Below are 21,206 nucleotides of genomic sequence, written 5' to 3'. Positions count from 1 at the left end.
GGCGCCGACGCTCGCTCAGTGTCCGAGCCGATGGCCGGTGATTTGCCGGCCACGTGACCAGACCGCGGCCACCCCGATGATCGGCGCGGTGTCGACGGCGATGAGGTTGGCGACGGCGCCAGCGTGCAGGGTGCCAAGGTGCGGATCATCGTTCGTGCCGATGAGGCACGCTGGGTGTGCGGTCATCATGGCGACTGCCTGGTCCAGCGCGCAGACGCCGGCGTCATCGAGGGCAACGGCGGCGCGGACCATGGCCCCGCTGTGGTAGTCGGAGGTCAGCACGTCCACCCTTCCCGCGGCGATCGCTGTGCGCGCGGAGAGGTTCTGGAGATGAGAGGCGCCGCGCCAGGCGTTGGGCGCACCCACGGCCACGGCCATGCCGAGCCGGCCCGCCGCCGACGCGGCCTCGGCAGTCAACGGGAACTCGCAGATCTGAGCACCGTCCTGTTTGGCTGTCACCACCGCGTCATCGCTGTCCGGGTCATGGGTGGCGAATACGGCGCCGGACCCGTTCGCCAGCTGGCCGATGCGCCGGCGCCGGTCAACGTTTCCCGATGCGTTGGCATGGAGCTGGCTCAGCCATCGGTCGAGTGCGGCGTCGGTGAGGTTCAGCCGAGCACCCATCGCTGAACGCCATGAGGCTTCATCCCGATACTGACCTTGGCCAGGCGTGTGATCCATCGCGGACACAAGTCGGATCCGCTCGGCGTGGCCGCGCAACAGCTCCGCGGTCAGGTCAACGGATTGGGGGGCACTGACATCCACGCGAAGATGAATGCTGACGGGAATGGGAAGGGCCCCGGCAATCGATTCGACGGTGTCGATGACGGTGCGGGCGCGTTCAAAGCTTTGCTGGGGATCGGGGCCCTCGCCGACGGCCACACACAGGCATGGATGGGTGATCCCGTGTGTCGCGGCGTCGACCGCGAAGTCGTACAGCGCGCTCACCATCGGAATGCGGACTGCAGGTCTCGGAGATTGGAAGTGCGATAGGGAATCTGCGTGCAGGTCGGTGATGCCCGGCCATAGCTGCAGGTGCCCGAGATCCTTGCGCGCAGCCCCGCGCGGTGGAGTGTGGGCCACGTCAACGATCCGATCGCCGTCGAACGTCAGCCAGCGCGGCCCCGCGGCCCAGCCGGTGTCGTCGTTACCACCGGTGAGGATCCGAGCTGCGCGCAGGCTGATCACGTCGCCGGAGTGATCGCTTGTCGCAGCAGGTTTGATCCCGCCGCGGCATGCAGCGCCTCGCCGATGCGGTCCAGGCCGTAGGCGTGACCGACGAGTTCCCGGAACGGGTAGCGGTCGTGGTGGGCGGCCAGGAAGTCAACCGCGGCCTGCAGATGCGACGGCCCGTAGTTGTGCACGCCCGTCACGGTAATCAGATTGCGGACCACATGCTCGGGATCGACGGCCGCCGGCCGGGTCGTCGCGACCGACCCGGCAAGCACCGCATATCCGCCGACATCAAGACTGGCCAGGCAGGTTTCCACGGCGTCGGCCGCGCCGGATAGTTCGATCGCGACGTCGAATCCGGTCGGCTGCCGAGTGGTGCCGATGACGTCGTCGGCGCCGAACCGCGTTGCCCAGGCCCGGCGGGCAGGGTCGGGGTCGCTCACCACGACGCTGGCGCCGGCCTGCTTGGCCATTGCGGCGGCGGTGACGCCCAGCAGACCGGCGCCGGTGATCAACACCCGAGACCGGTCAAGGCCGCGGGCCGACGCCGCGTCGAGCGCCGCAGCGACCGTCGCCGTCGCACACGAGGCCGGCGCGGCCACCGCATCGGGAACAGACGCCGGGACTACGACGATCGTTGTCCCCGGAAGCAGCAGACAATGTGAGGCGAAACCACCACTGAGCGGCCAACTGTCGGCGAGACGCTCGTGACCATACTTGTGCAGCTGCAGGCACTTCTGTCCCAGGCCGCGTGCACAGTTCCGGCACTGGCCGCACGAGGCGGTGACCGACCACACCACCCGATCCCCCACCGACACCGCCGACCCGTTACCGCGGGTGTGCGGCAACGCCGATCCGACCGCGACCACCCGCCCGACCTGCTCATGTCCGAGGATGCCGGGCTGTGGAGCGGCGCGCCGCCCAGAAACGGTGTGCAGATCGCTCCCGCAAATCGTGGCGAGGTCGATTTCCACCAAGACCCGGCCCGGACCGGGGTCGGCCGCCACGCTAGTTGTCACCACCGTGAAGGGTCGGCCGACACCATCCCAACGGGCGTAGCGCACGCTGAAGTGCTCGTCCAGGCTGGTCATGCGTACGTCGCCTCGGCGGGCGCCATCGTCGCGTCCCCGTTACCCTCGTCGATGCCGACGCAGTCCAACGCCACGCCATTGGGTTCGACCAACGCCAAGGTGGTCGCGATCCCCAACAGGAAGCATCCGCCCGCGATCAGCGTGGTGGGCCGCAAACCGAAATGCGCGAGGACGACCGGACTGATCAACGCGCCGAGGAACGCGCCGATCTTGCCAAAAGCAGCAGAAATGCCGTGCGCGGTGCTGCGAATCGACGTCGGATACGACTCGGCCGCCAGCAGCATCGTCGTGTAATTGGGACCAAATGCGATCCCGAACAGCGAGAGACCGAAGACCAGCGCGAACGGGGCCACCGCGGCCGTCAGGCCAGGTATCGCCGAGATCAGCACCATGGACAGCGCGGACAACCCAAATCCGGCTAACTGCATCGGCTTCCGGCCGACACGGTCCAGCAGCGCAAGGCCGACCAGGGCCGCGACCAGGCTGAAACACACCACCAGGCCGGCGTTGATGGCGATGTTGGCCAGAACGCGGGTGTGGGGGGGCGATGCTGTTCAGCAGCAGTGGTTGGCTCACCGAGTTCCCGTATACCGCCACATTGAAGAAGAACCAGCTGCCCGCCGTGCCCAGCAGCGTGAGGTGCAACCGTTTGGACCGCAGGGCCGTCGAGAATCGAAGTCGCCCGGATCGACGGTCGCCCACGACAGCGTTAATCGTCCGCCCGGTAAACGCGCTGAGGTCATCGGCAGCTTGGTCGGCGTCGCCAACGACTTCCAGCGTCCAGCGTGGTGATTCGGGCATGTGGCGGCGCCGCCACAACACCAGTAACGAAGGGACCGCACCCAGACCCAGGAGCAACCGCCACGCCAGGGTGGGTGAGACACCCGCCGCCAAGATTGCCAGCGCGACGACGTAGGCGGCGACCTGCCCGAACACGTAGAACAGGAACGTCAGCCCGACCAGGCGGCCGCGGTCCTTTCGGTTCGCGTACTCGGCCGTGATCACCCCGGATGCCGGGTAGTCGCCGCCGATGCCAAAGCCGAGGACGGTCCGCGCAATGATCAGCCCGATGAAGTTCGGCGCCGGCGCCGAGGCGACCGCGCCGACGATCATCAGGACCGCTTCCAGCCCATAGACTCGACGGCGCCCAAGCAGATCCCCCAGCCAACCGAACACAAAAGCGCCCACGGCCACCGCGAGCAGGGTGGAGCTGGTCAATGCGGCGACCTGCCCCGGGGATAGGAGGAACTGCGGTTTGACGAGCAGGATGACCGTGCCGATGACGTTCAGGTCATAGGAGTCGGTGAAAAAGCCCATTCCGGCCGTGACCGCCGCTTTGAGGTGAAACCGGCTCAGCGGGGCTTCGTCAAGGTTGCGGCGCACGCCGGCGCGGTGGGCGGTGGTCATCGGTGGGCCGCAAGGTCGTGCTCGTCGACCACTGCGATTAAGTCGGCGACACCGTCGATCACATGGGTGTGCGGGACGTCCGCAAAGTCGGCATCGCCGTGGGCCCCGGTCCGGACCCCGGCAACGATGGCTGCCCCAGCGCGGGTCCCGGCCCACAGGTCGCTGGTGGTGTCGCCGGCGACCGCGATCTGATGCACCGATTCTGTGCGGGTGCGGATCAACGCGGTCAGCAGCATGTCGGGGTACGGGCGGCCTCGTCCCGCGTCGACTGGCGACAGCGCCAAGGTAACCAGATCGGTCCACCCCAGCGTGTCGATGATGTGATCGCGGATTCGAGGCGAAAAGCCGGTCGTCAGTACAACCTCGCAGCCCGCGCCGCGAAACTTCTCGATGGTGTCGGCCGCATGTGGGATTGCCCGCAGACCTTCGGTGTCGGCCGCATCGATGAACGCCGCTTCGAAGGCGAGGTTCGCCGCGTCGGCGCGCGCCTCGTCGCCGTCGAAGATCGCCCGGAACACCTCGATCTTCGACCGCCCCATCGTGGTGCGGGCATAATCCCGCGCGACCTGGTACGCCCCGGATTCCGGAGTCAATCCCGCAGCCCCCAAAGCGGTATCGAATGCCCGCTCCACAGCACCCGCGTCCTGCACCGTCGTCCCAGCCATATCAAGGCAAATCAACCGGATCATGTCATGTCCGCCCGTCTTCCGCGTTCCGATGCCACGCCCGGTCCGGGCGGCTGGACTACGGTCTGACGACACGGTGTCGCGGTGTGAATCGGCGATGAAACGGAAGGTGAACAGTCACAGCAGCTCTCGGCGGGGTTGTCCGGACAACCCCCGCGCTGCAACGCGGGTCCGCACACCATCCATGGACAGGTCTAGTGTCACTGATCGTGTACGTGTCGAAGTACCAGGAGATCGCCCGCGTTCTGCACGGCGAGATTCGGGTATTACCGGACGGCCACCGGGCGCCCAGCGAGCACGAGGTCGCCCAGCGGTTCGGCGTGGCCAGGTCGACGGCGCGGGCGGCCTTACAGCGGCTCACCGCACTAAACGTCATTCGCCGCGTCCGCGGTGTGGGGAGTTTCGTCAGCCACCGTATCGACTATCCGATCGCCGCCGATCATGCACCATCGTGGAGCGCAACGGTCCGCGCGTCCGGGGCGGTACCGCGCAGCGCCGTGCTGTCCTGCACGCATGAGCACCCGCCCGTCGAGCTGCGGGACAAGCTCGCGCTCGCCGCGGCGGAGCGGTGCCATCGCCTGGTCCGGTTGTCCTACGTCAACGAAATCCCCTCCGCCTGGGGCGTCGAGTGGGTGCCCACCGCGCTGGTGCCCGACCTGGCCGTGGCAATGCGCGTCAACGATTCACTGCACGACGTGCTGCTGAACGCGGGTGTCACGCCACGCCGGTCTTGGGTGCATGCGAGCGCTGAACAGTTCGACAGTGACGTCGCTGCCCAACTCAACGCACCGGAAGCCAGCCTTGGCTGGTACATCGAGAGCCTCAACGTCGATGCCGATGATCACCGGCCGGTCTCGCTGAGCCAACGCTGGATCCGCGCCGATATCCTCCGCGTCATATTCCAGGTCGCGATGCATCCGGCAGCCGACACTTCCACTGGAGCTGGATGACTCCCGTCGCTGGGAGCTGCACCCAGCAGGTGATCGCGGAGGCGGCGCTACTCCCCGATGCACGTGACGTGGGGCGCTACCGCACCAGACGCACCTGCTGCTCGGCGCTGATCAATTCGCCGATGATCGTCGCCAACCGTGCATACGGCTCGTCGCGGCCGCTGGAGGACCGAAACACCAGCCCGATCCGGCGGCCCGGCCGGGGGCTGGCGAACTGCGCCAGGCCCAGCCGGCTGCGCTCGGCTTCGACCGGCACCGCGGTCTGCGGGATCAGGGTGACCCCGAGCCCGCCGGTCACGCATTGCACGGCGGTGGCCAGCGAGGCGGCCCGGGTGTTGGCCAGCTCGGCGCGCACCCCGGCCATCCGGCACACGTCGAGCGCCTGGTCGCGCAGGCAGTGCCCTTCGTCGAGCAGCAGCAGCGGCAGCTGCGCCAGCGCGGTCGGCGGCACCCGTTGTTTCCCGGTCAGCGGGTGGCCCGGCGGCAGTGCCAGCACGAAATCCTCGTCGTAGATGCCGATCTCGGTGATCCCGGTGGTGTCGGCCGGCAGCGCGATCAGCGCCGCATCCACCGCGGCCTCGCGCAGCGCGGTCAGCAGCCGCTCGGTCTGATCCTCCACCACCCGCAGCGTCAGCCCGGGCAGCCGTTCGGCCAACCCCGCCAGCACGGTGGGCAGCACGTAGGGCGCCACCGTGGGGATCAGGCCCAACCGCATGGTGCCCTGCAACGGGTCGGCGGAGCCCGCGGCGGCCGCGGCGAACGCGGCCACCGCCTCGATCACGGCTTGCGCCCGCGGCAGCAGCTGCCTACCCTCCGTTGTCAAGAAGACACGCCGCGTTGACCGCTCCACCAACTGGACACCCAGACCGGTTTCCAGCGCCGACAACGCCTGCGACAGCGTCGACTGGCTGACACCCAGAGCGGCTGCGGCACTGCTGAAGTGATGTTTTTCGGCGACCGCCACAAATGCCCGCAGCCCGGCGATCGTGGGCTGATAACTCTTATCGGTCATGCCGATTAGTATAGTGCAAAATATCACGTTTTATTTAGAGTGAGGTTCGGGCAATATGGGAGGTGCGCGCGAGAAGCGCGCAGAGATTTCGACGACAAAGGAGTGACATGGCACTGCTGACCATCGGTGATCAGTTCCCCGCCTACCGGCTCACCGCGCTGATCGCGGGCGACCTGTCGAAGGTTGACGCGAAGCAGCCCGAGGACTACTTCACCACGATCTCCAGCGACGACCACCCCGGCAAGTGGCGGGTGATCTTCTTCTGGCCCAAGGACTTCACGTTTGTGTGCCCGACCGAGATCGCCGCGTTCGGCAAGCTGAACGACGAGTTCGCCGACCGCGACGCGCAGGTGCTGGGCGCCTCCATCGACAACGAGTTCGTGCACTTCCAGTGGCGGGCCCAGCACGAGGACCTCAAGAAGCTGCCGTTCCCGATGCTGTCGGACCTCAAGCGGGAGCTGGCCGAGGCGGCCGGCGTGCTCAACGCCGACGGCGTCGCCGACCGCGCGACCTTCATCGTCGACCCCAACAACGAGATCCAGTTCGTGTCGGTGACCGCCGGCTCGGTGGGCCGCAACGTCGACGAGGTGCTGCGGGTGCTCGACGCACTGCAGTCCGACGAGCTGTGCGCGTGCAACTGGAAGAAGGGCGACCCGACACTCGACGCCGGGGAACTGCTCAAAGCATCCGCCTAAGGAGGCCGAGATGAGTGTCGACAACCTCAAAGAGGCACTGCCCGAATACGCCAAGGACCTCAAACTCAACCTGGGTTCGATCACCCGAACCACGGCGTTGAACGAGGAACAGCTCTGGGGCACCCTGTTGGCCAGTGCGGCGGCGACGCGAAACACCAAGGTGCTGGCCGAGATCGGCGCCGAGGCTGCCGACACGCTGTCTGCCGAGGCCTATCAGGCGGCCCTGGGCGCCGCCTCGATCATGGGGATGAACAACGTGTTCTACCGTGGTCGGGGGTTTCTCGACGGGGCCTACGACGACCTGCGGCCCGGGTTGCGGATGAACATCATCGGCAACCCCGGGGTGGACAAGGCGAACTTCGAGCTGTGGTCGTTCGCGGTGTCGTCGATCAACGGGTGTGGGCATTGCGTGGCCGCTCATGAGCACACGCTGCGCGAGGCCAGCGTCGACCGGGAGACGATCCTCGAGGCGCTGAAGGCTGCCTCCATCGTCGCCGGCGTGGCGCAGGCGCTCACCACCGCCGATACCCTGGCCGACGTCGTCGGCTAATCCTCGCTTCGGGCGGGAAGGGGTGTGTCAGTCACTGACACACCCCTTCCCTGCTTTTCGGGGCCGCCGATCGCCCGCGAAAGTGCGCTTACGCAGGTGTCCACTCGCAGTTTTGCTACCTGCACGCACTTTCGCGCGATGGCGGGGTGCTGCCGGGCCGTAGACTGCGGATTCGTGGCAGTGAGCGACACCGACCTGGAACGCCTGAGCCGCTGCGTCGAGCTGGCCCGCACCGCGCTCGACGACGGGCACGCACCGTTCGGCTCGACGTTGGTCGGCGCCGACGGCGCCATCCTCTACGAGGACTACAACCGCTCCGGTGACGGGGACCCCACCCAACATCCCGAATTCGCCATCGCCCGCTGGGCGGCGGCGAACCTGGCGCCGGTGCGCCGCATCCGCGCCACCGTCTACACCTCCTGCGAGCACTGCCCGATGTGCGCGGCCGCGCACGCCTGGGTCGGTCTGGGTCGCATCGTGTACGCGACGTCGGCCGCGCAGCTCAACCAGTGGCTGGCCGAGTGGCGGGCACCGCGGCCCCCGGTGGCGCCGCTGCCGATCACCACGGTGGCCCCCAAAGCGGTCGTCGACGGTCCCGCACCGCAGTTCGAAGACGAGATCAAAGCCCTGTACCAGGCCGCGTACCAGCCGTGACGCCGCCCGCCTGGACCCGACACGCCATCTGGTGGCAGGTCTACCCGCTGGGCTTCGTCGGCGCGTTCCCCGCGGCAACGCCACCGCGGCCGGACGAACACCGGCTGCGCCGCGTCGCCGACTGGTTCGACCACGCCGTCGAACTGGGCGCCTCGGGCGTCGCACTCGGACCGGTGTTCGCCGCGCGCACCCACGGCTACGACACCACCGACCACTACCGCATCGATGCGCGCCTGGGCGACGACGCCGACTTCGACCACCTCATCGAGCAGGCCCATCGGCGCGGCCTGCGGGTGCTGCTGGACGGGGTGTTCAACCACGTCGGCGTCGACTTCCCCCGCTATCAGCAGGCACCGCACAGCGACACGGCGGCCCGCTGGTTTCGCCGAGACCGCGGCGGCTTCCACACCTTCGAGGGCCACGCCGAGCTGATCACCCTCAACCACGACAACCCGGAAGTCGTGGACTACACCGTCGACGTGATGACCCATTGGCTGGGCCGCGGCGCCGACGGCTGGCGGCTGGACGCGGCCTACGCGGTGCCGCAACCGTTCTGGGCCGCGGTGCTACCCAGGGTCCGCGGCCGGTACCCGGACGCGTGGTTCGTCGGCGAACTGATCCACGGCGACTACGCCGCGGCGGTGCGGGATGCCGGCTTCGACTCGGCCACCCAGTACGAGCTGTGGAAGGCGATCTGGAGCAGCCTCAACGACGCCAACTTCTTCGAGCTGGACTGGGCGATGCAGCGGCACAACACCTTTTTAGCCAGCTTCGCCCCGCTGACCTTCATCGGCAACCACGACGTCACCCGGATCGCCAGCCGGCTCGAGCACCCCGACCACCTGGCGCAGGCCCTGGTGATCCTGATGACCATCGGCGGCATTCCCAGCCTGTACGCCGGCGACGAGTTCGGCTATCGCGGCGTCAAAGAGGAGCGGGCCGGCGGCGACGACGCGGTGCGCCCCGAGTTCGGCACTCCCCCAGCCCAGTTGGACGACCGTGACGCCGAGATCCGGGCCTTGCACCAGTACCTGATCGGGCTGCGGCGCCGGCACCCGTGGTTGTACGACGCGTCCACCACGGCGCTGCGGCTGGAGAACCGGCACTACATCTACCAGAGCCGCCACGGCGACGACGCGCTGATCGTGGCGCTCAACGTCGACGACGCCCCGCTGCAGGTGACGCTGGCGGACCTCGGCACCGCGCAGGCGGAGGTCCTGGCCGGCACCGCCGCGCCGCCGCAGCAGGTGGTCACCGAGCTGACCGTCGAACCGCACGGCTGGCGGATCCTGCGCCCGGCCTAAGCCGGCGTCCCGCACCCGGCCGCGACCACCACCCCGATTCCCCGGTAAAGCGGGGAAACCCATCCAGTTGGCACTAGGCTCGATCGAGATGACCGCTTCAGCGACATCCGCAGGCCGCGACGCACCCGAGACCAGCCTCGCCCGCAAGCTGCGACGCCGACGTCAGCGCCGGCGCGGCCTCAGCATCCAGTCCAAGCTGCTGTTGATGCTGCTGGCGACCAGTGTGTTATCCGCCGCCGTGGTCGGCGTCATCGGTTTCCGATCCGGGCGCCAGTCGTTGGAGGCGGCCGCGCTGGATCGGTTGACCCAGATCCGCAGCGCTCAGGCGCGTCAGCTGCAGGCGCAGTTCAAGGACCTCAAGGACACCTTGATCATCTACACCCACGACACCACCTGCGCGAACGCGATCGGGGCGTTTGCCGCGGGGCTCGATCAGCTGGGCGACGCGCCGATCGACCCGGCCCGGGACCAGGCGCTGCGCAGTTTCTACCAAAACCAGGTCGGCAAACGCGAGGAAGCAGAAACCGGCACCCAGGTGCAGATCAACTCGCTGCTGCCCAACACCAATGCGCAGAAATATCTGCAAGCGCACTACACCGTCCCGTTCACCGACCGCGCGGCGGCGCTCAAGGTCGACGACGCCGGCGACGGCAGCGCCTGGACCGCCGCCAACGCCCGCTACAATGACTTTTTCCGGACCATCGTCAGCCGCTCCAAATTCGAGGATGCGCTGCTGCTGGACACCCGCGGCAACGTCGTCTACTCCGCCTACAAAAACGTCGACCTGGGCACCAATATCTTTGCCGGCCCCTACCGCGACAGCAATCTCGCCGAGGCGTACCGGACGACGATGAACGCCCGCGCCGTCGACTACGTCGGGGTCACCGACTTCGCCGAGTACGAGCCGGCCGGTCAACCCACCGCGTGGCTGTCGGTGCCCATCGACGGCCCGGACCGCCGGGTCGGGGTGCTGGCGCTGGAGTTTCCGATCGTCAAGGTCAACCGGCTGATGACGGTCGATAGGGATTGGGAGACGGCCGGCATGGGCGACACCGGGGAGACCTTTCTGGTCGGCCCGGACAACCTGATGCGCTCGGATTCCCGGCTGTTTCTGCAGGACCCCGAGGCGTATCAACGCGATGTGGTGCGCGCCGGGACACCGCCGGACGTCGCCGCCAAGGCCATCCGGCAGCACGGCACCACCCTGGTGCAACCCGTCGCCTCCGAATCGGTGCGGCTGGCGGCCCAGGGCCAGCGCGGCACCCTGATCACCCGCGACTACCTCGGCCGCCGGACCCTGCAGGCCTACGCGCCGGTGGACCTGCCCGGGCTGCGGTGGAGCCTCGTGGCGAAGATCAACGCCGGCGAGGCGTTCGCGCCGGTGGCCGCGTTCACCCAGACCCTGGTGGTGTCCACCGCGGTGATCATTTTCCTGGTGTGCGTGGCCGCCATGCTGCTGGCCCGGATCTTCGTGCGACCGGTCCGGCAGCTCATGGCCGGGGCGCACCGCATCAGCGCCGGCGACTACGACATTGACCTGCCGGTGCTGTCCCGCGACGAGTTGGGCGATCTGACCGTCGCGTTCAACGACATGGGCCGCAACCTCACCCTCAAACAGGAGCTGATCAACGAGCAGCGGCGGGAAAACGATCGGCTGCTGTTGTCGGTGATGCCCGAGCCGGCCGTGCAGCGCTACCGCGAGGGTGAAGAATCCATCGCCATCGAGCACCCGAACCTCACCGTGATCGCCGCCGAAACCGACCACCTCGACGAACTGTCGGCCGAACTGGCCTGCGACGAGTCGCTGTCGGTGGTCAACAAGCTGGTGCGCCAATTCGATGCGGCGGCCGAGACCACCGGCGTCGAGCCGGTGCAAACCATGCACAACTGGTACCTGGCCAGCTGCGGGCTCAGCGTGCCGCGGCTGGACAGTGCCCGACGCGCCGTCGACTTCGCCGCGGAATTGCAGCGCATCGTCGAGCGGTTCAACAGCGAAACCGGCAACGCGCTGACCCTGCGGGTCGGCATCGACACCGGGCCGGTGACCAGCGGGCTAATCGGCCGGTCCAACCTCGCCTACGACATGTGGGGGTCGGCGGTCAACTTCGCCTACCACCTCAAAAACGACTCCCCGCAACCCGGCATCTACGTCACTTCCCGGGTGTACGAGGCCGTCGGCGACAGCCACGAATTCACCGCGGCCGGCAGCATCACCGTCGACGGTGTCGAGCAGACGATCTGGCGGCTGGCGGAGGGCCAGCCGTGAGCAGCTTCCTGGATGCGCCCTGGTTTTACTGGGCCCTGGCGGTGGCGGTGGGACTGCCGGTGGGTGTGGTGCTGTTCACCGAGCTACAGCAGGCGCTGGAGCGGCGCGGCAGCGCACTGGCCCGGCCGGTGGGGATGATCCGCAGCTACCTGCTGCCGCTGGGTGCGCTGCTGGCGCTGCTGGTCAAGGCCAACCAGGTGTCGGCCGAGGCCACCCCGGTGCGCATCGTGGCCACCGTGTTCGGTTTCGCGGTGCTGATCCTGGTGCTGGCCGGGTTTAACGCCACCCTGTTCCAGGCCGCGCCGGAGGGCAGCTGGCGGCGGCGGATGCCGTCGATCTTCCTCGACGTCGCCCGGTTCGTGCTGATCGCCGTCGGGCTGGCGTTGATCCTGTCCCGGGTGTGGGGAGCCAACGTCGGCGGGCTGTTCACCGCGCTGGGCATCACCTCGATCGTGCTCGGGCTGACGCTGCAGAACTCGGTCGGCCAGATCATCTCCGGCCTGTTCGTGTTGTTCGAGCAGCCGTTCCAGCTCGGTGACTGGATCGAAACCCCGTCGGCGCGCGGCCGGGTGGTGGAGGTCAACTGGCGCGCCACCCACATCCGCACCGGCAGCGGCCTGCAGATCATGCCGAACTCGGTGCTGTCGGCGGCGTCGTTCACGAATCTGAGCCGTCCCAAAGGGGCCCACGAGATTTCGGTCGACACCATGTTCGCGGTGGGTGACCCGCCGGACCAAGTGTGTGCGTTGTTGACCCGGGTGGCCGCCGCGCTGCCGCACCGCCGCACCGATGCCGCGCCGCGCAGTGTGGCGGTCGGCGGCACCGGCTACACCACCACGATCCCGCTGCGCTCCCCCGCCGACGACGGCGCCGCCCGGGCCGCGTTTTTGCGCTGGCTGTGGTACGCGGCCCGCCGCGCCGGGGTGCACCTGGACGAGGCCGACGACGACTTCGTCACCGCGGACCGGATCGAGGCGGCGCTGCGGGTCATGGCGCCGGCGTTGCGGCTGGCCGCCGACGACCAGGAGCAGCTGCGGCCCCAGGTCCGGATCACCCGGTACGGGGTCGACGAAACCCTGCAGTCCCCCGGCGAGGTTCCCGACCAGCTGACCTGCCTGGTGGACGGGCAGGTGCAGTTGGCGGTCAGCAGCGACGACGGCGCGGTCATCCCGGTGCACACCCTGAGCGTGGGTGATTGCCTGGGCCAAACCACGCTGACCCGCGAGCCGGTCACGACCACGGCCCGCGCGCTGACCGAAACCACGGTGGCCCACATCGACCGCGGCGCCCTGGAGGAGCTGGTGCGGCGGAAACCGTTGCTGCTGCAGGACATCGGGCGCACCATCGAGGAACAACGCGAGGGCGTGCAGCGGGCGTTGGCATGAAACCTGCGCCGATTGTGCGGCCAATGAAACTTGCGCCGACTGTGCGGTTTCATACGCTTTTCGGCGACGGAGCGTATGACACCGCACAGTCACGGATGGCGCTGCGCCGCGGGCCGGCAGCGGCAATGGAGCCCGCACATCGATGTGGCACGCGGCCGTCGCCACCTCGACCGACCACCTAGGAGGAGCTGAGATGCGTGAGCTCATCAAAGAACTCGAGCGGGCCCGCCGCGCGGTCGGCGACGGCGAACTGCGGGGCCAAGCCGCGTACGTCGTCGAACTGCGTCGCCGGCTTCGAGCCCCGATCGCCGAGGTCTGGGACGCCTGCACCGACCCCGATCGGGTGTGCCGCTGGTTCCTACCGATGAGCGGCGACCTGCGACCCGGTGGTCGCTTCCAATTCGAGGGAAACGCGGGTGGCGCCATCCTTGCGTGCGAGCCACCGAGCCAGTTGCAAGTCACTTGGGAATGCGGCGACCTGCAACCCGGCCTCGTCACACTTGAGCTCACACCCGCCGGCGACGACGCCACCGAACTCGTCCTGCGCCATACCGTTCCCGATGACGACCAGTGGGCGCAGTTCGGCCCCGGCGCGGTCGGCGTCGGCTGGGACATGCCCCTGGCGGTGCTCGCCGTGCTCGTGACCGGTGCCGAGATCCCAACCAGCGGCGAGTTTATGAACGACCCCGCCACACCGGTTCTTATGCGCCACAGCTCGGCGGCCTGGGGCGCGGCTCACCGGGCGGCGGGGGTCAGTCCCGACTCAGCCCGCGACGCCGCGGCCAACACCAGCGCCTTCTACGCGCCTGAGTGACAATCGGGCCTTCGGCCAGGTGCGTCACGTAGGGGAATCCGCAAGTGCAGCGGCTCGTCATACCCACTCACATTTCAGGGAACGGCTGGTATACCGAAGCCATGCCCTATCTGCGTCTGACTAGCCCGCCCATCGATGCCGAGCACCGACGCCGCCTAGCCGTCGAACTCACCGACCTGGTGGTGCGGCTGCTGACCCCGCCGCCGGGCCGCGGCCGCCCGACCGCCGACGACATGCGGGCCCGCACAACGGTGCATTTCACCCCCTACGATCCGGACGGGTTGGCCGTGGGCAGGACGATGCTGGCCGACACCGGCGGCCGGGATGTCACCGTGGAGTTCAGCGACTGGGGGTTGTCGCTGCGCCGCCAACAGGTCATCGCCCGCGAGATCACCAACCTGTTGGCCCGGCTGCTCGATCTCGGGGACGACCTGGACGCGGTCAATGTGCGGTTCCACCGTTACCGGCCGCGCGATTTTGCGGTCGGCGGGGTGCTGCTCGCCCAGCGGATCCCGGTTGCCGCCCGGGTCGCCAAGCGGCTCGCCAGGTAGGGCAATGCCGGCAGCAAGGGGCGCCGACGCACCCTAGCCGAGACGAGGAGCGTTCAGTTCTTGTTGTGTTTCTGCGCGGATGCCTCGGTTAAGGCGCGGTTGCGGGCATCGATTTGGTCTTGGGTGGCCGGCACCAGACGGTCGCCTCCTGGTGCCGCCATCGCCTGGATTCTGGTCGCGAGCGGCCTCTGCTCGCGGTCGTATTGCTCACATGCTTGGGCGATGTCGCCGGGGTGGTCGCGCAGCGCTTGGGCGAGAAGCCACGCGCCGGTCAGGGCCAGGCTGGTGCCGCGACCGGTCAGGTTGGAGGTGCAGTGCGCGGCGTCCCCGACCAGCACGACACGACCGCGGTGCCAGACGGGCATCTGGATCTGGCTGACCGAGTCGAAGTACAACTCCGGGTCCCGGAGTGCCGCGTCGATCAGTTCGGGGACTCGCCACTTTTTGTGGCCGGCGAACGCCGCGGCGAGGAGCTGCTTCTGGGCCGCTAGATCGTGATAGTCGTAGTCAATCCAACCCGACCGGAACATGAACACCGCCAACGCTTTGTCGTTGTAGGCGGCGACGCCGGCCATCCGACCGGGAAAGTTGTACATCGGGTTGATGCGTCCGGCCGGCCGGTGATTCGGCAGGCCGGCCAGTGCCACATAGAAGCCGAGATGGTGGAGAAACTGCTGTTCGGGACCGAACGTCAAGCGACGGACCGCCGAGTGCATCCCGTCGGCGCCCACCACGAGGTCGTAGCGGTCGCGGGCGCCCGAGACGAACCGGACGTCGACTCCGGCCCCGTCGTCGCCGAGTTCGGCGACGGATTCGCCGAACCGCAACTGCACCGACGGCCCGAGGTGGTTGTGCAGGATATTCGTGAGGTCTTCGCGCGGGATTTCGGTGTCGTCGGGGGAATCGTTAATCTCGTCGAACGCTGGTTCGGCCACGACGGCGCCGCTCTCGTCGACGAACTGCACGCGTTCGCTCATGTCGATCCGACGGTCGCGGATATGCCCTAGCACACCCATCTTGTCGGCGACCTCGAGCGCGTCACCACGGATATCGATGGGAGAACCGTTGACCCGCAGGTGGTGTGCGCGTTCGACGATCGTCACGTCGTGACCGTCGGCGCCGAGGTCGATCGCGGTACTCAGGCCGGCAACGCCCCCGCCGGAGACAAGAATGCGCATCGGGATTACCCCTCAACCAAGTTGGGGACCGATGATTTGTCGTTGGGCGCCGGAAGACCGGCGCCGACGTCGGTGAGCGCTGCGCGCAGCAGCGTCGGGTAGGCAACCGGCGGGTCCGCGGTCGCGTAGATGTCCATGGTGGTCTCGACCACCGCGCGAATGACGGCTGCCACCAAGCGCGGATACATATCGCGTTGCGGATCGGTTCCGGTGCGCTCGGCGATCGCCGACGCGAAACCGCCTTCCAGGTCCCGGGTCAGAGCACTGCGAACCTCGCTGTTTGCCAGCAGCTTTCGAATTTCGACCAGCCCAGCAGGGGTCGGCAGCGTGTGCTTGTCGCCGGTTTCCTGGGCGAAGTCCTCTTCAATGGGCCCAACTAGCGCCTCGGTGATCGACGTCCACAGCGCTTCCCCCGCGGGACGCCGACGCAGCAGCGCGACGCCGCGGTGCACACGCTCGGTCTGCCGATACACCAACGCGTCGTATTTGGTGGCGAAGTAATTGCTGAACGTGCGGGCCGACACCCCGGCCAACGCGGCGATGTCTTCCCGGGTGACGTTCTCCAAGCCCCGCTCGGCGGACAGCCGCATCGCGGCGTCAGATAGCGCGCGACGGGTATCGGTCTTCTTACGTTCTCGCAGCCCGGCCATCTCAGCCGTCCAGCGTCGCGGTGAGATACCCGGGAGCGGCGGCCAGTTCACCGGTCGGTGGCGCAAACCCGTTGGTGGCGTAGGCCTCGGCGATGGACAGAACCGAAACGCGCCAGCCGTGTGCAGCCAGGTGATCGCGGGCGCTGATGCGCTCGCCCGAGTAGAACAACTCGGTGGCATCGATGTGGCTGCCGGCCCGGCGGGATCGTTCGGTGAGTTGCTTCGCCCAGTCGGCGGTCATGGCCGCCGCATCGATGTCATCGGTCGCCACTCGGCTGCCCGGCGCCGATAGGGCCGTCACGGTGTCCAACAACTGATCCTGGGCCTCCGGCGGCAAATACATCAACAGGCCTTCGGCGATCCAGGCCGTCGGCCGGGTCTCGTCAAACCCGCTGGCGCGCAGCTCCTGTGCCCAGTCGCCGCGCAAGTCGATGCCCACCGTGCGCCGCTCCGCGGTCGGTGTAGCCCCGAGGCTGGCCAGAATGTCGGTTTTGAACTCGATGACCTGCGGCTGATCGATTTCGAAGACCACGGTGTCGGCGGCCCAATCAAGCCGGTAGGCCCGGGTATCCAGACCGGAGGCCAAGATGACCGCCTGGCGGATACCGGCTTTGCCGGCCGCGGTGAATACGTCATCGAAAAACCGGGTACGCACGGCGATTCGCTCACAGATCAGGCGCTGGTCCAGCTGCGGATCGCCGTCGGGCTCTAGCGTCCCGTCGGCAATCCGGTTGCAGAAGTCCAGGCCGACCGCTTTTACGAGAGCGTCGGCGTACGGGTCGTCGATCAGCGGGCCGGGCTGTTTGGAGGCCAGCGCCCGCCCGGCGGCCACCCACGTCGCCGTGGCCCCCACACTGGAGGCCAAATCCCAAGTGTCACCGCCTGTTCGCGCCATCGTCTCTCCCGCGGTGTCGTCCGATCGCGTCCGGTATCGAGCGTGATCCGTAGTTGCGGGCGACCGGCAGCGGCCCGCTCACATGCGGCCATCCTACCGGAAACTTGCCGATTAAGCAATATTGCCTAATCGGCATGTCCGCTGTCGGGGTCGGGTCGCCGCCGAGGGCAGACGGTCACCGTCGCGTCCCGGCCAACCAGCAGCGCCGCCATCGGCTTACCGAGGATCGGGCTCCGCCCGACAACCACCACGTGCCGCGCCGCCAATTCGACGCGGTAGTGGTCGCGCAGCCGGATGATCCCGCCCGGCGTGCACGACGCGAATCCCGGCTGGCCGAGCGCCATGGCCGCAAACGACGCCGACGTCACCCCGTCCACGACCGATGTCTAGCGCTACGGCAGCGCCCAGTCCGTCTCGCCCGCACCCGTCCTACCGGCGTGTCGGTAGCGTGACCCGGTGTGACGATCACGCAGATCGACGCGGCGCTGGATCACGCCGAGCGGTTGTGGGCAGACGCCCTTTCTGCCGTGGCACCGGGCGATCTTGGCCGGCCCAGCGGATGCGCTGGGTGGAGGATTGCCGATCTCGTCAATCACGTTGCGGGCGGAGGGCATCGCTACGTGATGCTGCTTCAAGGCGAGGACGCCGCCGCGACCGCATCGACTCGAAGCAATGACTACATCGGCACCGACGCGCTCGCAGGGTTCTGGCGTTATGAACGGATGCTGCGGACGGTTGCCGCCGGTGCTGATCTTGATGCGATGGTCGACCACCGCGCCGGCCCGCGATCGGGGACGGTGTTGCTGAACATGCGTGTCATGGAACTCACCTTGCACGCCAAGGATTTATGCGACGGGCTCGGAACGCGCTGGGAGCCGTCCGACGATCTCGCGTCCTACCTTCTGGAGAAGGTGGGGTCGACCATCGACGAACTTCGGTCGAAAAATCTGTTCGGCCCAGCCACGACGGCGCGCTCTGCGGCACCCGCCGACCGGCTGCTCGCGCTATCCGGACGCTGACGAGCGGCGTTATACCAACCTGCCCGTTGTGTCGGACGGGCTCGCTATGGTCTGTTCGTGACTCGGAAGGGCCCGTTCTGGGACGTCCTGGCAGGCAAGCGCGAGCTGCCCGCAGCTGCGAAAACACTCGGTTGGCGGTTGATCGCGGTGGACCCGGATGCCGGGACCATCGAGGTCGAGTTCGCAGCCGATGATCGGTTCGTCAACCCGGTCGGTGTCGTGCAGGGCGGATTCCTCGCGGCGATGCTCGACGACACGCTGGGCCCCGCACTGGTAGCGACCCTGGATGACGGCCAGTTCGCACCGACGCTCGATCTGCATGTGCAGTTCCTCGCGCCAGCGCGGCCAGGCCGCCTTGTTGGCCGTGGCCGCATCGTCAAGCGCCGACGTGACATTGCGTTCCTGGCGGGCGAACTCGTCGACGACGGCGAGACGATCGTCGCGACCGCGACTGCGACCGCAACCATCAGACAGATCTCCGGCAATCGGCCGACGCGCGCTCGTTGAGCTTGTGCGACGCCGGTCGCACGGGAACAAACTTTGCGTCCCGCAGGTTGAGCGCAGCAGGCTTAACTTTGGAGGATTGATGACTGAACCCAAATCAGTGCCGGTGTTATTCGTCAGCGACCCGATCGTGTTGCCCGGCATGGTGGTCCCGATCACGCTGGACGACGCCGCCCGCGCCGCCGTGGACGCCGCCCGGGCCAGCGAGTCCGGCACCCTGCTGATCGCACCCCGGCTCGACGACCGCTACCCGACCCACGGTGTGCTGGCGTCGATTCTGCAGGTCGGCCGCATCGCCGGCGGCGGGACCGCCGCGGTGGTGCGCGGGGAACGGCGGGCGCACATCGGGACCGGGACCACCGGACCCGGCGCCGCGCTGTGGGTGGAGGTGACCGAGGTCGCCGACGTCGAACCCAGCGACGACACCCGCGCGCTGGCCGGCGAATACAAGAAGCTGCTGCTGGCGATGCTGCAGCGCCGCGAGGCCTGGGAAATCATCGACTACGTCAACAAGCTCACCGACCCCTCGGCGCTGGCCGACACCTCCGGCTACGCGTCGTATCTGACCCACCCGCAAAAGCGGCAGCTGCTGGAGACCGAAAACGTCGACGAGCGGCTGCGGGCACTGATCGAGTGGACCGGCGACCACTTGGCCGAGGTTGAGGTCAACGACAAGATCGCCGACGATGTGCGGGCCGGCGTGGACAAGCAACAAAAGGAGTTCCTGCTGCGCCAGCAGCTGGCCGCGATCCGCAAGGAGCTCGGCGAGGGCGAGCCGGAGGGTTCCGACGATTACCGGGCTCGGGTGGAGGCCGCCGACCTGCCCGACAAGGTGCGCGAGGCCGCGCTGCGCGAGGTCGGCAAGCTGGAACGCGCCAGCGAGCAAAGCCCGGAGGGCGGCTGGATCCGCACCTGGCTGGACACCGTGCTGGACCTGCCGTGGAACACCACCACCGAAGACGCCACGGACCTGGGGGCCGCCCGGGAGATCCTGGACGCCGATCACCACGGCCTGGACGACGTCAAGGACCGCATCGTCGAATACCTGGCGGTGCGGGCCCGGCGCGCCCAACGCGGTCTGCAGGTCGTCGGCGGGCGCGGCTCCGGCGCGGTGATGGTGCTGGCAGGCCCGCCCGGGGTCGGCAAGACGTCGCTGGGTGAGAGCGTGGCCCGCGCGCTGGGCCGCAAGTTCGTCCGGGTCGCGCTGGGCGGGGTGCGCGACGAGGCCGAGATCCGCGGGCACCGGCGCACCTACGTCGGCGCGCTGCCCGGCCGGATCGTGCGCGCCATCGGCGAGGCCGGCTCGATGAATCCCGTTGTGCTGCTCGATGAGATCGACAAGGTGGGCTCCGACTATCGCGGCGACCCGTCGGCGGCGCTGCTGGAGGTGCTCGACCCGGCGCAAAACCACACCTTCCGGGACCACTACTTGGATTTGGATCTGGACCTGTCCGACGTGGTGTTTTTGGCGACGGCCAACGTGGTGGAGAACATCCCCTCGGCGCTGCTGGACCGCATGGAGCTGGTCGAGATCGACGGCTACACCGAGGACGACAAGGTGGCGATCGCCCGCGACTACCTGCTGCCCCGGCAACGCGACCGGGCCGCGCTGACCGCCGAGGAGGTCACCGTCACCGAGGCCGCGCTGCGCAAGATCGCCGCCGACTACACCCGCGAACCCGGGGTGCGCCAGTTCGAGCGGCTGCTGGCCAAGGCGCTGCGCAAGGTCACCACCGCCCTGGCCGCGGACCCGACACCGGTCACCGTGGACGAACCGGATCTGGTTGGCTACCTGGGCCGGCCACGGTTCACCCCGGAGTCGGCCGAACGCACCGCGGTGCCCGGTGTGGCGACCGGTCTGGCCGTCACCGGCCTGGGCGGCGACGTGCTCTACATCGAGGCCGGCGCCACCGACGGCGACCCGGGTCTGCAGTTGACCGGGCAGCTGGGCGACGTGATGAAGGAATCGGCGCAGATCGCGCTGTCCTACGTGCGGTCGCACGCCGCGGAGCTGGGCGTCGACCCGGCGGCGCTGGACGGGCGCATCCACGTGCACGTGCCGGCCGGCGCGGTGCCCAAGGACGGCCCGTCGGCCGGGGTCACCATGGTGACCGCGCTGGTGTCGATGGCCACCGGGCGTCAGGTGCGCGCCGATGTCGGGATGACCGGTGAGGTGACGCTGAATGGTCGGGTGCTGCCGATCGGCGGGGTCAAGCAGAAGCTGCTGGCCGCCCAGCGCGCCGGGTTGTCCACCGTGTTCATCCCGGCGCGCAACGAACCCGACCTCGACGACGTGCCGGCCGAAGTGCTCGAGGTGCTGGACGTGCGGCCGATGACCGATGTCGCCGACATCGTCGCGCAGGCATTGGAGCCGGGGGCGACGTCGGCCGCGGCGGCCTAAGTCCCAGCCTTACCCCGCGAG

21 protein-coding genes and 1 pseudogene are annotated in these 21,206 nt (G+C 68.3%); 12 read left to right on the top strand and 10 right to left on the bottom strand.

Annotated elements, in window-relative coordinates:
- Window positions 1-15: 15 nt before the first annotated feature.
- The 5 genes and pseudogenes from ACAG26_RS12335 to ACAG26_RS12315 form a co-directional block, all read right to left on the bottom strand.
- Window positions 16-1,188, bottom strand: a complete 1,173-nt coding sequence (locus ACAG26_RS12335) for an alpha-D-ribose 1-methylphosphonate 5-triphosphate diphosphatase (protein ID WP_370482547.1) — start codon at window positions 1,186-1,188, stop codon at window positions 16-18.
- The gene (locus tag ACAG26_RS12330; protein ID WP_370482545.1) at window positions 1,185-2,264 is read right to left on the bottom strand and encodes a zinc-binding dehydrogenase; all 1,080 of its coding nucleotides are present in this window, start codon (window positions 2,262-2,264) and stop codon (window positions 1,185-1,187) included. The genes ACAG26_RS12335 and ACAG26_RS12330 overlap by 4 nt, the downstream gene beginning before the upstream one ends.
- Window positions 2,261-2,761 carry an MFS transporter gene (locus ACAG26_RS12325; RefSeq protein WP_370482544.1) on the bottom strand — a complete coding sequence of 167 codons (501 nt, stop codon included), beginning with the start codon at window positions 2,759-2,761 and terminating at the stop codon, window positions 2,261-2,263. Before ACAG26_RS12325 ends, ACAG26_RS12330 begins: the two co-directional genes overlap by 4 nt.
- 118 nt (window positions 2,762-2,879) lie before the next feature.
- Window positions 2,880-3,581: pseudogene (locus ACAG26_RS12320) on the bottom strand (MFS transporter); the annotation flags it as partial.
- A gap of 86 nt (window positions 3,582-3,667) precedes the next feature.
- The gene (locus tag ACAG26_RS12315) at window positions 3,668-4,360 is read right to left on the bottom strand and encodes an HAD family hydrolase (RefSeq protein ID WP_370482543.1); all 693 of its coding nucleotides are present in this window, start codon (window positions 4,358-4,360) and stop codon (window positions 3,668-3,670) included.
- Between the two features lie 194 nt (window positions 4,361-4,554).
- Here ACAG26_RS12315 and ACAG26_RS12310 point away from each other — a divergent pair, with 194 nt between their 5' ends.
- Window positions 4,555-5,307 (top strand): GntR family transcriptional regulator, encoded by a 753-nt coding sequence (locus ACAG26_RS12310; protein WP_370482542.1) that lies wholly within the window; start codon window positions 4,555-4,557, stop codon window positions 5,305-5,307.
- A 76-nt stretch (window positions 5,308-5,383) separates the two neighbouring features.
- On the opposite strand, the gene ACAG26_RS12305 is transcribed toward ACAG26_RS12310, so the two are convergent.
- On the bottom strand, window positions 5,384-6,319 hold the full coding sequence (locus ACAG26_RS12305) for a hydrogen peroxide-inducible genes activator (RefSeq protein ID WP_370482541.1): 936 nt from the start codon (window positions 6,317-6,319) through the stop codon (window positions 5,384-5,386).
- A 107-nt stretch (window positions 6,320-6,426) separates the two neighbouring features.
- Here ACAG26_RS12305 and ACAG26_RS12300 point away from each other — a divergent pair, with 107 nt between their 5' ends.
- The 8 genes from ACAG26_RS12300 to ACAG26_RS12265 all read left to right on the top strand — a co-directional run bounded on the left by ACAG26_RS12300 (window position 6,427) and on the right by ACAG26_RS12265 (window position 14,538).
- Window positions 6,427-7,014 (top strand): peroxiredoxin, encoded by a 588-nt coding sequence (locus ACAG26_RS12300; RefSeq protein WP_071022856.1) that lies wholly within the window; start codon window positions 6,427-6,429, stop codon window positions 7,012-7,014.
- 10 nt (window positions 7,015-7,024) lie between these two features.
- Window positions 7,025-7,564 (top strand): alkyl hydroperoxide reductase, encoded by a 540-nt coding sequence (locus ACAG26_RS12295; RefSeq protein WP_370482539.1) that lies wholly within the window; start codon window positions 7,025-7,027, stop codon window positions 7,562-7,564.
- 174 nt (window positions 7,565-7,738) lie between these two features.
- Entirely contained in the window at window positions 7,739-8,218 is a 480-nt protein-coding gene (locus ACAG26_RS12290) for a nucleoside deaminase (RefSeq protein ID WP_370482538.1), read from the top strand.
- Window positions 8,215-9,522 carry an alpha-amylase family protein gene (locus tag ACAG26_RS12285; protein WP_370482537.1) on the top strand — a complete coding sequence of 436 codons (1,308 nt, stop codon included), beginning with the start codon at window positions 8,215-8,217 and terminating at the stop codon, window positions 9,520-9,522. Before ACAG26_RS12290 ends, ACAG26_RS12285 begins: the two co-directional genes overlap by 4 nt.
- An 88-nt stretch (window positions 9,523-9,610) precedes the next feature.
- Window positions 9,611-11,788, top strand: coding sequence for an adenylate/guanylate cyclase domain-containing protein (locus ACAG26_RS12280; protein WP_370482536.1), 2,178 nt, complete (start codon window positions 9,611-9,613; stop codon window positions 11,786-11,788).
- Entirely contained in the window at window positions 11,785-13,173 is a 1,389-nt protein-coding gene (locus ACAG26_RS12275; protein ID WP_370482534.1) for a mechanosensitive ion channel domain-containing protein, read from the top strand. The genes ACAG26_RS12280 and ACAG26_RS12275 overlap by 4 nt, the downstream gene beginning before the upstream one ends.
- 193 nt (window positions 13,174-13,366) lie before the next feature.
- On the top strand, window positions 13,367-13,987 hold the full coding sequence (locus ACAG26_RS12270) for an SRPBCC family protein (protein WP_370482532.1): 621 nt from the start codon (window positions 13,367-13,369) through the stop codon (window positions 13,985-13,987).
- A gap of 101 nt (window positions 13,988-14,088) precedes the next feature.
- Complete coding sequence (locus ACAG26_RS12265) at window positions 14,089-14,538, top strand: 4-oxalocrotonate tautomerase family protein (RefSeq protein WP_370482531.1); 450 nt, start codon at window positions 14,089-14,091, stop codon at window positions 14,536-14,538.
- Between the two features lie 53 nt (window positions 14,539-14,591).
- Here the strand turns inward: ACAG26_RS12265 and ACAG26_RS12260 are convergent, their stop codons facing one another.
- From ACAG26_RS12260 to ACAG26_RS12245, 4 genes are all read right to left on the bottom strand, one after another.
- Entirely contained in the window at window positions 14,592-15,716 is a 1,125-nt protein-coding gene (locus ACAG26_RS12260) for an FAD-dependent monooxygenase (protein WP_370482530.1), read from the bottom strand.
- A 5-nt stretch (window positions 15,717-15,721) separates the two neighbouring features.
- Entirely contained in the window at window positions 15,722-16,366 is a 645-nt protein-coding gene (locus ACAG26_RS12255) for a TetR/AcrR family transcriptional regulator (RefSeq protein WP_370482528.1), read from the bottom strand.
- Between the two features lies 1 nt (window position 16,367).
- Complete coding sequence (locus tag ACAG26_RS12250) at window positions 16,368-17,261, bottom strand: SAM-dependent methyltransferase (RefSeq protein WP_370482527.1); 894 nt, start codon at window positions 17,259-17,261, stop codon at window positions 16,368-16,370.
- Window positions 17,262-17,386: 125 nt separating this feature from the next.
- The gene (locus ACAG26_RS12245) at window positions 17,387-17,638 is read right to left on the bottom strand and encodes a hypothetical protein (RefSeq protein WP_370482525.1); all 252 of its coding nucleotides are present in this window, start codon (window positions 17,636-17,638) and stop codon (window positions 17,387-17,389) included.
- An 81-nt stretch (window positions 17,639-17,719) separates the two neighbouring features.
- Between ACAG26_RS12245 and ACAG26_RS12240 the strand changes: the two genes are divergently transcribed.
- The 3 genes from ACAG26_RS12240 to lon all read left to right on the top strand — a co-directional run bounded on the left by ACAG26_RS12240 (window position 17,720) and on the right by lon (window position 21,185).
- On the top strand, window positions 17,720-18,280 hold the full coding sequence (locus tag ACAG26_RS12240) for a TIGR03086 family metal-binding protein (protein WP_370482523.1): 561 nt from the start codon (window positions 17,720-17,722) through the stop codon (window positions 18,278-18,280).
- 57 nt (window positions 18,281-18,337) lie between these two features.
- Window positions 18,338-18,787, top strand: coding sequence for a PaaI family thioesterase (locus tag ACAG26_RS12235; RefSeq protein WP_370482521.1), 450 nt, complete (start codon window positions 18,338-18,340; stop codon window positions 18,785-18,787).
- Window positions 18,788-18,866: 79 nt separating this feature from the next.
- Window positions 18,867-21,185 (top strand): endopeptidase La, encoded by a 2,319-nt coding sequence (gene lon / locus ACAG26_RS12230; protein WP_370482519.1) that lies wholly within the window; start codon window positions 18,867-18,869, stop codon window positions 21,183-21,185.
- The last annotated feature ends 21 nt before the right edge of the window (window positions 21,186-21,206 follow it).

Source organism: Mycobacterium sp. pUA109 (assembly GCF_041287095.1).
Taxonomy (GTDB): Bacteria; Actinomycetota; Actinomycetes; order Mycobacteriales; family Mycobacteriaceae; genus Mycobacterium.
This window is presented reverse-complemented; position numbering and strand designations above follow the sequence as displayed.

Coding starts and splice junctions, on each gene's coding strand:
- ACAG26_RS12330 (WP_370482545.1), bottom strand. CDS start 2,264: ATGACCAGCCTGGACGAGCACTTCAGCGTGCGCTACGCCCGTTGGGAT.
- ACAG26_RS12315 (WP_370482543.1), bottom strand. CDS start 4,360: ATGATCCGGTTGATTTGCCTTGATATGGCTGGGACGACGGTGCAGGAC.
- ACAG26_RS12305 (WP_370482541.1), bottom strand. CDS start 6,319: ATGACCGATAAGAGTTATCAGCCCACGATCGCCGGGCTGCGGGCATTT.
- ACAG26_RS12300 (WP_071022856.1), top strand. CDS start 6,427: ATGGCACTGCTGACCATCGGTGATCAGTTCCCCGCCTACCGGCTCACC.
- ACAG26_RS12295 (WP_370482539.1), top strand. CDS start 7,025: ATGAGTGTCGACAACCTCAAAGAGGCACTGCCCGAATACGCCAAGGAC.
- ACAG26_RS12280 (WP_370482536.1), top strand. CDS start 9,611: ATGACCGCTTCAGCGACATCCGCAGGCCGCGACGCACCCGAGACCAGC.
- ACAG26_RS12270 (WP_370482532.1), top strand. CDS start 13,367: ATGCGTGAGCTCATCAAAGAACTCGAGCGGGCCCGCCGCGCGGTCGGC.
- ACAG26_RS12265 (WP_370482531.1), top strand. CDS start 14,089: ATGCCCTATCTGCGTCTGACTAGCCCGCCCATCGATGCCGAGCACCGA.
- ACAG26_RS12260 (WP_370482530.1), bottom strand. CDS start 15,716: ATGCGCATTCTTGTCTCCGGCGGGGGCGTTGCCGGCCTGAGTACCGCG.
- ACAG26_RS12255 (WP_370482528.1), bottom strand. CDS start 16,366: ATGGCCGGGCTGCGAGAACGTAAGAAGACCGATACCCGTCGCGCGCTA.
- ACAG26_RS12250 (WP_370482527.1), bottom strand. CDS start 17,261: ATGGCGCGAACAGGCGGTGACACTTGGGATTTGGCCTCCAGTGTGGGG.
- lon (WP_370482519.1), top strand. CDS start 18,867: ATGACTGAACCCAAATCAGTGCCGGTGTTATTCGTCAGCGACCCGATC.